11 protein-coding genes are annotated in these 13127 nt (G+C 48.0%); all 11 read left to right on the plus strand.

Going from position 1 to position 13127, the window contains the following annotated elements:
* Positions 1–6: 6 nt before the first annotated feature.
* The 11 genes from AC3WTP_RS18780 (at position 7) to AC3WTP_RS18830 (ending at position 12989) form a co-directional block, all read left to right on the plus strand.
* The gene (locus tag AC3WTP_RS18780; protein ID WP_492396161.1) at positions 7–1662 is read left to right on the plus strand and encodes a UDP-glucose--hexose-1-phosphate uridylyltransferase; all 1656 of its coding nucleotides are present in this window, start codon (positions 7–9) and stop codon (positions 1660–1662) included.
* Between the two features lie 17 nt (positions 1663–1679).
* Positions 1680–2570 (plus strand): hypothetical protein, encoded by an 891-nt coding sequence (locus AC3WTP_RS18785; protein ID WP_492396162.1) that lies wholly within the window; start codon positions 1680–1682, stop codon positions 2568–2570.
* 448 nt (positions 2571–3018) lie between these two features.
* Positions 3019–4527, plus strand: a complete 1509-nt coding sequence (locus AC3WTP_RS18790) for a copper amine oxidase N-terminal domain-containing protein (protein ID WP_492396163.1) — start codon at positions 3019–3021, stop codon at positions 4525–4527.
* A gap of 255 nt (positions 4528–4782) precedes the next feature.
* The gene (locus AC3WTP_RS18795) at positions 4783–6216 is read left to right on the plus strand and encodes an NAD-dependent malic enzyme (protein WP_492396164.1); all 1434 of its coding nucleotides are present in this window, start codon (positions 4783–4785) and stop codon (positions 6214–6216) included.
* 314 nt (positions 6217–6530) lie between these two features.
* Positions 6531–7568 (plus strand): ABC transporter substrate-binding protein, encoded by a 1038-nt coding sequence (locus AC3WTP_RS18800; RefSeq protein ID WP_492396165.1) that lies wholly within the window; start codon positions 6531–6533, stop codon positions 7566–7568.
* Between the two features lie 204 nt (positions 7569–7772).
* Complete coding sequence (locus AC3WTP_RS18805; RefSeq protein ID WP_492396166.1) at positions 7773–8693, plus strand: ABC transporter permease; 921 nt, start codon at positions 7773–7775, stop codon at positions 8691–8693.
* On the plus strand, positions 8693–9490 hold the full coding sequence (locus tag AC3WTP_RS18810; RefSeq protein WP_492396167.1) for an ABC transporter ATP-binding protein: 798 nt from the start codon (positions 8693–8695) through the stop codon (positions 9488–9490). The genes AC3WTP_RS18805 and AC3WTP_RS18810 overlap by 1 nt, the downstream gene beginning before the upstream one ends.
* A gap of 250 nt (positions 9491–9740) precedes the next feature.
* A complete protein-coding gene (locus tag AC3WTP_RS18815; protein ID WP_492396168.1) occupies positions 9741–11525 on the plus strand; it encodes a methyl-accepting chemotaxis protein in 1785 nt (594 codons plus the stop codon).
* Positions 11526–11541: 16 nt separating this feature from the next.
* Positions 11542–12423, plus strand: coding sequence for an SDR family NAD(P)-dependent oxidoreductase (locus AC3WTP_RS18820; protein WP_492396169.1), 882 nt, complete (start codon positions 11542–11544; stop codon positions 12421–12423).
* Positions 12424–12506: 83 nt separating this feature from the next.
* Positions 12507–12644: a hypothetical protein gene (locus AC3WTP_RS18825; RefSeq protein ID WP_492396170.1), complete on the plus strand. Its 138-nt coding sequence runs from the start codon at positions 12507–12509 to the stop codon at positions 12642–12644.
* 147 nt (positions 12645–12791) lie between these two features.
* Positions 12792–12989 (plus strand): DUF2524 domain-containing protein, encoded by a 198-nt coding sequence (locus AC3WTP_RS18830; protein WP_492396171.1) that lies wholly within the window; start codon positions 12792–12794, stop codon positions 12987–12989.
* Positions 12990–13127: the final 138 nt, after the last annotated feature.

The following is a 13127-nucleotide window of genomic DNA, read 5'->3' on the forward strand; positions in this document are numbered from 1 at the left end:
CCTATCATGGGAACAATGAATGAGCATCAGGAGAGCGGCATGCGTGACGGCGGGCTTAAAGCCACGGACACCAGTGAAGCGCTGTCCATCTCGGATGAAGTATGCGAGACGATCGAACAATTGATTCAATATGCGCGTGTCAAAGGGATGATCGGCGCATTAGATTGCCCGGAAGCTCGCAATAAGCTGTTGGATTTATTCAAATTGCCGGAGCCGTACGACGGCTATAGTACGGAATATGGCGTTGAGCGGGAAGCTGTTCGAAAGCTGCAAGACATGCTTGTTGTGCTGCTGGATTATGGATATACAATCGGATTGATCCCTGACAATTCGACTACGCAGCGCGATCTGCTGGATGCTAGAATAATGGGTATGCTCATGCCGCGCCCTTCAGAGGCGGCTAATCAGTTTTGGCTTACAGCTCGGACTGAAGGAATTCAGCAGGCAACACGTCATTTTTATAACATGAGTATCGACAGTAATTATATTCGGATGGATCGTGTGTTGAAAAATGTGGAGTGGGAGCATGAGACTGAATATGGTCCGATTCAGATGACGATCAACGTATCCAAGCCCGAGAAAAGTCCGCAGGAGATCGCGCTTGCTAGACAGCAGCCGAATTCATCTTACCCGCAGTGCCTGCTGTGTGCTGACAATGTCGGCTATGCAGGACGCGCTAATCATCCTGCCCGGCAGAATTTGCGCATCATACCGCTGACATTAAATGAGGAAGCTTGGTATTTTCAATATTCGCCTTATGTTTACTATAACGAACACAGCATCGTGTTCAACAGTAAACACGTCCCGATGAAGCTGACGGAAGCGAGCTTCAAGCGCTTGCTGGAGTTTACGGAACAGTTCCCGCATTACTTCATCGGCTCGAATGCGGATCTGCCGATTGTTGGCGGTTCTATACTGAGCCACGACCATTTTCAGGCGGGATGCCATACCTTCCCTATCGAGCAAGCAAGCGCGGATCATACGTTTAACTATCCGCAATATGAAGGTATTCGCGTTAGCATCGTTCGTTGGCCGATGTCGGTGCTCCGTCTAGCGGGAGAGAACCGAGATACATTGCTGCAGGCAGTTAATACGGTATTCGAAGCTTGGAAGCAGTACAGCGACCCTTCTGTCGGCATTTATGCCTATTCAGGAGAAGGTGAGCAGCGTACTCCGCATAACACGGTGACTCCGATTGTTCGCAGACGGGGGACAGCGTATGAAGTCGATGTTGTACTGCGCAATAATCGTACAAGTGAGCAGCATCCGGAAGGGATCTATCATCCGCACCGCGAGATGCATCACATTAAACAGGAGAATATCGGCTTGATCGAAGTAATGGGCTTAGCTATTCTGCCTCCGAGATTATTGCAATCTGTCGCTGGAATTAGCGCGCTTCTGACGGGAGCGGAGTCTTGGGGACAGCGGAAAGCTCAGATGAGCGAGCATGATGAACTCGTGATTCATCGTGATTGGATTGATATGCTGGTCGAGCGCTACGGCTGCAGCAGCAGTACGGCAGAAGCGGAACGGATCGTGAAGTCGGAGCTTGGACGAGCATTTGTTGAGATATTGGCTCATGCAGGCGTTTACAAGCGAGATGAGGACGGCCAGCGCGCATTTATTAGATTCACAGAGCAACTGGGGCTAGTTCAAATCTAGAGAACGGGGTGGTATCTATGACAATTGTAAAGATGGATATAGTGGAGGAAACTCCATATGGACGCAGTCTTCATTTAGAAAATGATCGATATACGATGTTAATTCCGTTGGATTATGGTATTCGTATTATGCACTTTAGTCTGCGTGGCGGTGACAATGTGTTCCACCATGACGTAGATGGGAACATCTCACAGAAGAGTGAGGCGTTTAATAAAATGGGCTGCGACGGTTGGCAGATTCGCGGCGGCCATCGCCTATGGGTAAGTCCTGAAGCATTTCCACGCAGTTATTCTGCCGACGATCAGCCTATTCAATGGACAGCTACGAACCAAGGTATTATTGTAACTTCTCCTGTTGAGCAATGGACTCTCGTACAGAAGCAGATTGAAATTGAGATGACAGAAGACGAGGTCGTTCTGCATCACCGAATTACGAATGAAGGCGCTTATCCCATCACAGTGACGCCTTGGTCAATCAGCGTGATGGCGCAGGGCGGAACGGCAGTCATCCCGCAAACGAAGCGTGAAACGGGAGTGCTGCCTAACCGTACGCTTACGCTGTGGCCGTATACTCGAATGAACGATGAGCGTGTTCAGTGGGGTGAAGATTTCATTACCGTTCGTCAATCCGTAACTGCGGACTGCGCGTTCAAGATCGGCACCAGCAATGAACCGGGCTGGGCGGCTTATGTTAATAATGGCGTTGCATTTGAAATTCGCCACGAACATCAACAAGGCGCCGTATATCCTGACGGCGGATGTTCCTTCGAATGCTATACGAATGAGCATATGCTCGAGCTGGAGTCGTTGGGTGTGATGGCGACGCTTGAGCCAGGTGAGACGGCTGAACATACGGAGAGATGGCGCATTACGCCGAATATGAGCGTCGAGAAATTATTGGAACGATAATGAAGTCGCAGGGAACCGTTGGTGATAATGGCTGTATGGTGCTGCTAGTGTACGGATTGCGAGCTTGAGAGAATGAGAGTTTGAACGTGTGCGAGTATGCGCTGCCTAATATGTCTCTCCGCGAGCATTTGGGTGTTATCCCATTCAGTCAGGATGCTAGGATCCCTTAGATAACTAATAAGAGGACCATCAAACCGCTAATAGTGGTTTGATGGTCCTTTTTCACATTTACTCGCGCAGCCGTAAGTTAAGCCTGAGACGTAAAAAACCGACGTCTCAGGCGCCGAAGTAGCCTCGCGCCGCCGCCAATGCAGCATGGCTGGGGCATGAACTTTTTCAATGGGAGCATATGTGAGATTAAGACTTTACAATCTATTTATCGCGACTCATAATGGATATGATACGATATTACTATATTTTGCCTACACATTATGGAGGTGTGAGAAACATGCGTATTCGTAAAGGGATAGCAGTTATGCTATCTGCCCTGCTTCTTGTGCTCGCTGGCTGTCAATCAGTAGGCGGAGTGGACATAGCAGGTGTAATGACACGATCTGCTGAAGTTACTTCCGGCGAAAGCAAGAGTACGTTATCCATCAAGTTTGATGTAAACGAGAAAGCTGAGCTGACAGAAGAAGATAAGCAGATGTTTACGCTTATGAATGGACTTCAGCTTGATTTGAACACGAAAACGCAATCATCTGAACAATTATCAATGAACGGAAGCTTGAAAATGGGAGGGAAGTCGCTTCCATTTCAGGTTAGTCTAGATGAAAAACAATTCGCCTTAAACGTAGAAGGGGCAAAGAGACCGATTGCCGTCCCGTTGACAGATGATGAATGGGCAAGTATGCAGCTTGATAATGCTGAGATGCTTAAGCTGCAGAAAGCATTCGTTAAGTTCTTCTCGAAGCATGCTCCTAATCCGAAGGTAACGACAGTGACTTCTGTCAATGAGCCGATATTTGGGCAGACCGAATCGCTGAAGAAGATACATATGGAATTCGGCGCTGATGAATCCATTGGCTGGCTTCGAGATATGATGAAGTCGATGATTGCCGACGAGCAAGGGACGAAAGCTTTTCTTGCTGAGATCGGCAAGCTGTATGGACCAGTGTATAACGAGCTTATGTACGATGAATCTTCGATCATGCAGGATGGCGAAGTGTTCTCAGTCGCTGCATATAAGTGGCTGAAAGAGAATGGCAACAAGATGTTGGATGAGCTTGAAGCGGGCTGGAAAGAGATGACGACAGAGTCACCAGAGCTTGCTGTCATCCTTAGCGATAAGACGAAGCTGAAGATTGACATGTATGTTGATGGTGCATTGAATACCAAGAAGACCAACGTTGAGTTCAACATCGCACTGCCAGAAACGGAAGGAGTTCCATTGAAGGGCATCAGCTTCCAAGCTGTATCCGAGGTGAAGAATATCAACCAGCCAATAACAGTAGACAAAGTGGATACGACAAATGCGATTAATCCGGCTGAAGATACTCTGACACCAGGTCAATGGATGAGAAACTTTGAGAAGGATTCCCTCGCATATCAACTGCTGCTTGATGCAGGAATAACAAGCAAGTACATCGTTCTGCCAATCACGGATGATCCGTATGGTGACTGGCTGTACGAGGGTCCTGCTCCTTATGTAACCAATGGCACGACGATGGTGCCGCTTCGTTATGTGGCTGAGCAATTTGATGCGGATGTCAAATGGGACGGTGTATTGAAGCAAGTTCGTATCGTTGACGATATTACGGGCAGTGTAATCGTGTTGACCATAAACAGCAATCAGGCAACAGTTGACGGTGTTGCGAAGAAGCTGCAAGGTGCGCCTGTAATGAAAGACGGCAAGACGGTATACGTTCCGCTTCGGTCTATCGGAGAGCTTCTCGGCGCTAAGGTAGGCTATGAACCTGGTGTAGATACAGATTATGTTATTTTAGAACGTGAATAGGCACTAATAATGAACGAAAGCTCAAGCTTAAAGAGATATCCTTTAGGCTTGAGTTTTTCGTATTTACACGCCATAAAGTGGTATTTATAAGAGTGACAATTGATTTTTATACGATTTCATGGAGGAATTTGCCAATCGAGTGGAGAAAATGAAAGAGGTTACATCGTTCACCTTCGTACGCACCCGATGCGATTGGATCAGGCTGTGGAAGCAGGTGGCATGTAGAAAGCATCCGCTCAAAGGAGTGTAGCACTTATGTCCAAATCATTAGGCTCTAATACCAACATCATTATTCGAATGGAAATTGACAAGAGCAAGTGCACGTTTGCCCAAGTAGCGTCTGCTATCGGAGAAAGCGGTGGCGATATCGTAGCGATTGACGTCATTCGCAGCACGAACACTACGACTGTGCGAGATATTACGGTCAATGTATATGATGGAAGTGTAGGAGATCGAGTAGTAGAAAGACTAAAACCGATTGATGGTGTGAATATCGTAAACATTTCAGATCAGACCTTCCTCCTTCACTTGGGAGGCAAGATAGAGATGCAGCCTAAGGTACCGATTCGGAATCGGGATGACTTGTCCCGCGTATATACTCCGGGTGTAGCACGTGTGTGCATGGCGATTCACGAGGATCCGAAACGCGCTTTTACGTTGACGATCAAGCGTGATACAGTTGCGGTAATCTCAGACGGTACAGCCGTGTTAGGACTTGGCAATATTGGTCCTCGAGCGGCTATGCCGGTAATGGAAGGAAAGGCCATGCTGTTCAAACAGTTCGCAGGTGTTGATGCCTTCCCGATATGCTTGGATACGCAGGATCCGGACGAAATCGTTAGAACGATTCAAGCGATCGCGCCAGGCTTTGGCGGAATTAATCTAGAGGACATTTCCGCGCCGCGCTGCTTCGACATCGAGAAGCGGTTAACGGAAGCGCTGGATATTCCCGTGTTCCATGATGATCAGCATGGTACTGCTGTCGTACTTCTAGCTGCAGTATTGAATTCGCTGCGCATCGTAAAGAAGAAGCTTGAAGATTGCAAGATCGTCTTGTGCGGCATTGGTGCTGCAGGGATGGCATGTACGAATATACTTCTAGAAGCAGGTGCGAGCAATATTATCGGTGTCGACCGTCAAGGCGCGCTTATTCGTACGACTTCGTACGAGAATGAAGCATGGAATAGTTATGCGGCGAAGACGAATCCGAATGAAGAGTCAGGGAGTCTGTCCGAAGTTATTCGCGGTGCGGATATCTTCATCGGTGTATCTGGCCCAGGCGTGTTGAAGAAAGAGGATGTGCTGGCCATGGGAACGGATCCGATCGTATTCGCTATGGCGAACCCGACTCCAGAGATCGATCCGGATGAGATCGAGGGCATTGCGCGCATCATTGCAACAGGACGATCTGACTATCCGAACCAGATCAATAACGTGCTGTGCTTCCCAGGACTGTTTCGTGGTCTGCTTGACAGCCGGGCATCGAAAGTGACAGAGAAGATGAAGATTGCTGCTGCACACGCCATTGCTCAGGTTGTTACAGATGATGAATTAAGTGAGCTGTACATTATTCCGTCAGTTTTTAACGATAAAGTTGTGCCTAGGGTTAGAGATGCTGTTATTAACTCAGCGTATGAAGAAGGCGTAGCTCGCCGCAGAGATTTCAGAGAGAAGAACTCGAACAGATAGTAGATTTGCAATAAGCTTGCTGTCTGTAATAATCATAGAGCCCGTATTCCCTGCATGCTTGGGGATGCGGGTTTTTTGTTGATTCCGGCAAGAAAATATCTATAAATAGTCATTCAAAATAGAAATTTTCATTGACAGACTTTAAAGCAGCTGTACAATATACTTTAATAGATTTATGCATTCATGCTTTTATGCGTTAAACCCTAGAAGGTGTGGATCAATGCAGCGCAGAGGCAAACCACTCGATACAGAGAATGAGAGCGGTGGGTAGAGGGATTGATTATATGCTTCATAAACGGAAGGGGACACATGTTATGAAATCGAAAAGTTATGTATTGGTATCACTGCTGTTGGTCGGCTTATTGACATTTATGACAGCATGCGGAGAGAAGAATAAAGAGGCAAGTGATTCAGCATCTGGAAATGCCGGCACCCAATCCAAAGAGAAAGTGAAGATCGGAATTACTCAGATTGTTGAGCACGCTTCACTGGATGAAGCTCGCAGAGGCTTTATAGCCGCTTTGAAGGATGCGGGCTATGTGGAAGGCGAGAACCTTGAGATTGACTACCAGAACGCGCAAAATGATCAAAACAACGCTGGTACAATTGCCCAAAAATTTGCATCAGACGGCAAGGATCTAATACTTGCGATTGCGACACCATCCGCTCAGACAGCGGCTCAGAACATTAAAGATGTGCCTATACTGTTTACAGCAGTAACGGATCCGCTTGTCGCTAACCTCGTGCAAAGCGTTGAGAAGCCAGGCAGTAACGTGACAGGAACGACCGACCTTCATCCGGAAGCGATCTCCAAGCTGATGGAATTCATCAGCAAAAATGTGAAAGACGTAAAGACAGTAGGCATTATGACTAACGAAGGCGAACAGAACTCGTTGACAAACGTGAAGCAAGCTGAAGACGCGTTAGCTAAGCTGGGTATAAAGGTTGTGAAGGCGCCAGTATCCAACTCTTCTGAAGTGAAGCAAGCTGCTGAATCGTTGGTCGGCAAGGTACAAGCGATCTATGTACCGTCAGATAACACAATCGTTAGCGCACTCAACGCGGTTATCGGGGTAGCGAATGAAAATAAGATTCCATTGTTCGTAGCAGAGAAGGATTCGGTGAAAGCAGGCGGCGTGGCCTCTTACGGCTTCGAATACTTCGATCTGGGATATACCACTGGCAAGATGGCTGTCGAGATCTTGAAAGATGGCAAGAAACCAGCAGATATGGCGGTTCGCATTCCAGAAACGCTAGATCTTGCTCTTAATATGAAAGCAGCCGCAGAACAAGGCTTTGAGGTAACAGATGCGATCAAGAGCGAAGTGAAGCCGGAGAACTTGTTCGAATAATGATCCTGTCTGCAACAAGTATTGAATTGCATGATGTTGCGGTCCGCTCCCATTCAGGGAGCGGGCTTTTCGCTACCATACCATTTCGAAGCTGCAGCGCATGCTGTTCCAGCTCTGACCTGACAGGAAGACTTAATTGATAAACATTTGAAACGTTAAAAATCCTTGCGAGAGGCATAGCGTTTCAACAGAGGAGGATAAAGCATGTTTGATACTGGATTTTGGACTGCTATGTATAAGGCTTTGGAACTCGGATTGCTGTTTGCGCTGATGGCATTAGGAGTATACCTTACGTTCCGGATATTAGACTTCCCGGACTTGACGGTGGACGGCAGCTTTACGACTGGCGGAGCCATAGCGGCCTTATGCATTAGCAACGGTGTCAATCCTATGATTGGCACGCTGCTTGCCTTTGTTGGCGGAGGCATAGCCGGCGCTCTGACAGGTATTATTCATACGAAAGGCCGCATCAACCCGCTGTTGTCCGGTATCTTGATGATGACTGCCCTTTACTCGATTAACTTGCGCATCATGGGTAAAGCCAACATCGGCTTATTATATAAGGAAACGATACTGACCCCGCTGTCTGGAGGTTTTACATTCGTTATCGTGATGGGGCTGTTCGCATTTGGAGTCAAATTGCTGCTGGATTGGTTTCTTCGCACAGAGATCGGACTTGCGCTGCGGGCAACTGGCGACAATTCGCGAATGGTAAGAAGCTTTGGGGTACACACCCATAAGACGATCATTCTAGGCGTGAGCTTATCCAATGCATTGGTTGCTCTGGCTGGGGCACTGATCGCCCAATACCAAGGCTTTGCGGATATTCAATCCGGCGTCGGTATGATCGTCATCGGATTAGCTTCCGTTATTATTGGCGAAGCGATCTTCGGTCATAAGACAATCGCTCGCACAACGCTTGCGGTGCTGCTCGGCGCTGTGTTATACCGCATCATTTTCGCGATTGCATTGCAGCTTGAGCTGGATTCAACAGATTTGAAGCTGCTTACAGCGGTCATCGTCATCCTCGCGCTGACATTGCCAATGGTCCAGCGTTCCTACAAGCAGAGAGCCGCGAGCCGGAAGCGGGCTGCCGAGCTTGCACAAACTGGAGGTAATCTCTAATGCTGAACATCGAACATGTAAACAAGCTGTTTAATCCAGATACAGCTGACGAGAAGCTGGCCTTGACTAATATCTCCCTGCAGCTCCAGCCAGGTGACTTTGTAACGGTTATTGGCAGCAACGGTGCAGGAAAGTCAACACTTATGAACGTAATCGCGGGTGTTATACAGCCTGACATCGGTACGGTGAGCATTGACGGTCATGACGTTACATTCATGTCAGAGCATAAGCGCAGCCAATGGATTGGACGCGTATTCCAAGATCCGATGGCAGGTACTGCGCCTTCCATGACGATTGAAGAGAATCTGGCTATCGCCTATTCCCGCGGGAAGAAGCGAGGCTTAAGCTTTGGAGTGAACCGCGGCCGACGCGTCTGGTTCAGAGATCAGCTGAGTACGCTTGGTCTGTATCTGGAGGATCGATTATCAGCGAAGGTAGGCCTCTTATCCGGGGGTGAACGACAAGCGCTCAGCTTGTTAATGGCTACCTTTATGAAGCCGAGTCTGCTTCTGCTTGATGAGCATACGGCAGCGCTCGATCCGGCACGCGCAGAAATGATCACGCGGTTGACGGAACAGATCGTGCAGGAGACCAAGCTTACGACACTGATGGTAACGCACAATATGGAGCAGGCGATTCGACTTGGCAATCGACTCATTATGATGGATAAAGGGAAGATCATATTAGATATCAAAGCGGATGAGAAACGCAATCTTACGGTTGAGAAGCTGCTGCGACAGTTTGAACTGCTGCGCGGCGAGAAGTTTGTGGATGATCGAGTTGTATTGGGTGGATAATTGCAATGAAAGAGCAGCAGTGCTGAGTGTAAGTCGCTCAGTGCTGCTTTTTTTACACTTTATGATGAAGATTGCCGAAAACGGAGTGTAGAATTTATTGGAAATATCTAGTTGAATTGATGGTAAAAATAACCTTGCTTGTGCTATAATTCCTTTCGATATAGACGCAAATAGAATCGAATCCTGGGGTTATATGGTTGAAAATTGTGGCTGACATTATTGAATCACATTAGAGAGAGGATTTGGCCATATGTCGAAGTTAATGCACAGCATCGTAGTACGGATCATTCTGATCATTACGATTATCGTAATCGTTCTTGGAACCACACTTTTCACTTTACAGGTCAATCAACAAAATAAGATGTATATGGAGTTTTTTGGACAGCGTTTAAATCAGATTGTGGACTTGCAGATACAAGAGCTTCGTGTGGCGGTTCGACAGGCTGCTTTAACGATGGATGACTCCAATAATGTCGGGATGAACTTTACTGAAAATATTAATTTTATGCAGATTCGGCAGAAGCTGAACGTCCTTCTTAAAGAAGATATGGAACATATGTACCTTTTGTCTGCTAAGGTTCCTGCCAGCTCGACACCCGAGAATCCTCACATGACTATGATTCAAGGTGATAACGGAATGGACGAGCAGGGCTTCATCGCTGGCTCCGTATTCCCAATGGATGAAGGAAAGATGGAGGCTGTGCAGAAGCTAAAGACAAGCGATGCCGCCAGTACCAAGGAATACACCTCGAACGGGAAGCAGGTCATCACGACATTAGTTCCAGTTAATAATGAGATGGGTCAAACATTAGCGTATCTGGGCGTTGACTATGATTATAGTATAATTAAGAAGAAGCTTAATGATATGCTTTTGTCCGCAGTCGGCATCTGCGCCTCCATTGAATTGTTATGCATCCTATTCGTAGCTGTCTACATCAGCTTGCAATTAAGACCGCTTAACAAAGTTCGTCGATTGGCTGAGCAGGCTGCAGAGGGCGATCTGACGGTTCGTTTGCATGTAAAGGGCAAGGATGAATTCAGTCGAATCGGATCAGTCGTAAATCAAATGATCGAACGGATAAACGGGCTGCTGCATGAAATACAAGTCGCGTCTAAGGGAGTCACGCTGGCGACAATCGAATTAGCTAGAGGCGCAGAAGAGACGGCGCTGTCTGCGACAGAGGTCAGCGCTGCGATGCAGCAGGTGGCATCAGGGGCGCAGATGCAGCAGTTAAGCGCTGAGGAAACGAAGCGGGCTATGATGGAAATTGCCGCTGGCGTTCAGCAAATATCCGAAACTTCGGCAAACGTGCTGGAGAAGATGGAGATCTCGGCATCGAAGGCAGAGAACGGTCGCCAGATCGTGAATGAAACCGTAATGCAGATGGAACGAATACAAGAAGCGTCCGATATTACTTACGAAGCACTGCAGCGCCTGTCGAATGAGGTTAATCAGATTAGCGAAGCGGTTCATTTCATTCAGGGCGTTGTGAAGCAAACGGAACTGTTGGCATTGAATGCATCCATAGAAGCCGCACGCGCAGGCGCGCATGGCAAGGGGTTTCAAGTAGTTGCAACAGAGGTGCGCAAGCTGGCCGACAGCTCGAAGACGTCACTTAATCGTATTATGGAGCTTATTGCTGAAGTTCATACCTATAGAGCGAATACAGAGCAAGCGGCTAAGCATCAGAAAGATTCTGTTGAATACGGATTAAAGGTTGTTCGTGCCGCAGATGACGCCTTTATGGAAATCACAACTGAGGTTATGAATATATCGGAGCAAGTAAAGGAAGGCAGCGTCGTTTCGGTGCAAATGTCTGCTGCAAGTGAGGAAGTCACAGCATCTCTGGAACAATTAAGTGAGATCGCGAGTCAAAGCCACTCCTCATCGGAGCGAGTAGCGGCGGCTACTGAAGAGCAATCGGCGATGACCGAACAGATTCGGGCATCAGTTGACCAGCTGCAATCGCTGAGTACACAGCTGGAGGCACAGATTTCCAAGTTTAAATTATCTTATATAGAAGACAAGCAGTAAAGGAGATGAGGCAGCTATGAAGCAGGATAAAGTCGTATGGATTACTGGCGCTGCCAGCGGCTTCGGACTGCTTACGGCTGCCTCCTTTTTGCAAGCGGGATGGACAGTCGTAGCGACGATGAGACAGGCAGACAGCCGACAAGAGCGAGTAGCAAACAGCGTGCTGGAGCGTGCAGGAGGCGCGGCGATCAGCCGCTTGCATATATGGGAGCTGGATGTTACATCCGAGCAAGCCGTAACGGAGACGGCGGAGCGTATTGGGCGTACATTCGGCAGGCTGGACGTTCTCGTGAATAACGCAGGCTTCGCAGTCGGCGGCTTCGCGGAAGATATTCCGATGGAACAGTGGCGCCAGCAGTTCGATACGAATGTATTTGCCGTGATTCAGACTTCTTGCGCTGCTATGCGAATCATGCGCGAGCAGAAAGAAGGCTGCATCATTCAGTTAAGCAGCATTAGCGGCCGCATGGGATTCCCCGGAATAGGACCTTATGCGGCTTCTAAATTTGCCGTTGAAGGATTCTCGGAGTCCTTGCGATATGAAGCGCTTGTTCACGGCGTCGATGTTGTGCTTATTGAAGCAGGAAGCTTCAAGACGAACATATGGGATCGCGGACTGTCGATGCTTGGTGAGCAACAGAGCTCGTCGAATGCCGCCTACACCAGCAAGCTAAAGGCGAGTGTAGCGGAGACGAGCAGAACGGCGTCGCCGCCTGAACAGGTTTCGCGATTAATTCTGCGAATCGCAACACTGCCTCATGGGAGAAGACGGTTAAGGTATATTATAGGAAAAGGTGTGAGACAGTCGCTGGCAGCACGGGCCATGCTGCCGTGGCGCGTATTTGAACGTATCGTGTGGAGAATGATCGGTGTTAAGCTGCCCAATAAGCGCAGATAGCTCGAATCCGTATTTGCCGTAAACCGCTGGCAATCAACATAAAGCGAGGTCTCGTGGGTATCATAAGGTTGGAGGTGGTCGCAATGCCTTATAACAAGGCGGAACGTATTCATCAACAACGCAACAAAGCTAGCTTCACGGAGCAGAGCATTACATTGAAGTCTAACAAGGCTGCACGCCGAGCTCCAAGTCTGAACAACATTTCAAAGCAGGAAAAGTAGCTGATCTGACTTCATTATGAAGGCAGCATGAAAGGAGTTCTAGACATGGCCCATAAGCAACCAGGACATTCGAATCTGAATAAGTCAACTCGGACGGCAGACGCTAACAACGCCAAAGGCAAACGTAAGTAGAGCAGGAGGCTTGCAATGAGCAATAATTCTAACACTCATCTAGATCTTACTAGTGATTATTCCTGTGCGAATGCCAATTCTGATGTGCCGCACCTTATGAAGCAGCTGCAGCAGCTTCAAGCGCAGCAAGACGGATCTCCCGAACTGGAGCAGCAATTGAACCATGTGGAGAACCAGCTTCATTTTATTAAGACGAAATGTGGTCTGCGTTAATGACTTGAACTACACGAAAAAGGCATCTTCCCTAGTTAATAGGGAGGGTGTCTTTTTTATGTGACGGATTGTCAAGCTAAGCGCGACAGTTCGTCCATGAATGCTTCGTGAGCAGATTTCCAGCCAAGACATTTACGA

This window comes from Paenibacillus sp. EB106-04-04-XG159, assembly GCF_058791835.1.

What these genes read in the sequence shown, in the direction of transcription:
- AC3WTP_RS18780 (WP_492396161.1), top strand. Translation starts at nt 7, where the DNA reads ATGGGAACAATGAATGAGCATCAGGAGAGCGGCATGCGTGACGGCGGG.
- AC3WTP_RS18785 (WP_492396162.1), top strand. Translation starts at nt 1,680, where the DNA reads ATGACAATTGTAAAGATGGATATAGTGGAGGAAACTCCATATGGACGC.
- AC3WTP_RS18790 (WP_492396163.1), top strand. Translation starts at nt 3,019, where the DNA reads ATGCGTATTCGTAAAGGGATAGCAGTTATGCTATCTGCCCTGCTTCTT.
- AC3WTP_RS18795 (WP_492396164.1), top strand. Translation starts at nt 4,783, where the DNA reads ATGTCCAAATCATTAGGCTCTAATACCAACATCATTATTCGAATGGAA.
- AC3WTP_RS18800 (WP_492396165.1), top strand. Translation starts at nt 6,531, where the DNA reads ATGAAATCGAAAAGTTATGTATTGGTATCACTGCTGTTGGTCGGCTTA.
- AC3WTP_RS18805 (WP_492396166.1), top strand. Translation starts at nt 7,773, where the DNA reads ATGTTTGATACTGGATTTTGGACTGCTATGTATAAGGCTTTGGAACTC.
- AC3WTP_RS18810 (WP_492396167.1), top strand. Translation starts at nt 8,693, where the DNA reads ATGCTGAACATCGAACATGTAAACAAGCTGTTTAATCCAGATACAGCT.
- AC3WTP_RS18815 (WP_492396168.1), top strand. Translation starts at nt 9,741, where the DNA reads ATGTCGAAGTTAATGCACAGCATCGTAGTACGGATCATTCTGATCATT.
- AC3WTP_RS18820 (WP_492396169.1), top strand. Translation starts at nt 11,542, where the DNA reads ATGAAGCAGGATAAAGTCGTATGGATTACTGGCGCTGCCAGCGGCTTC.
- AC3WTP_RS18825 (WP_492396170.1), top strand. Translation starts at nt 12,507, where the DNA reads ATGCCTTATAACAAGGCGGAACGTATTCATCAACAACGCAACAAAGCT.
- AC3WTP_RS18830 (WP_492396171.1), top strand. Translation starts at nt 12,792, where the DNA reads ATGAGCAATAATTCTAACACTCATCTAGATCTTACTAGTGATTATTCC.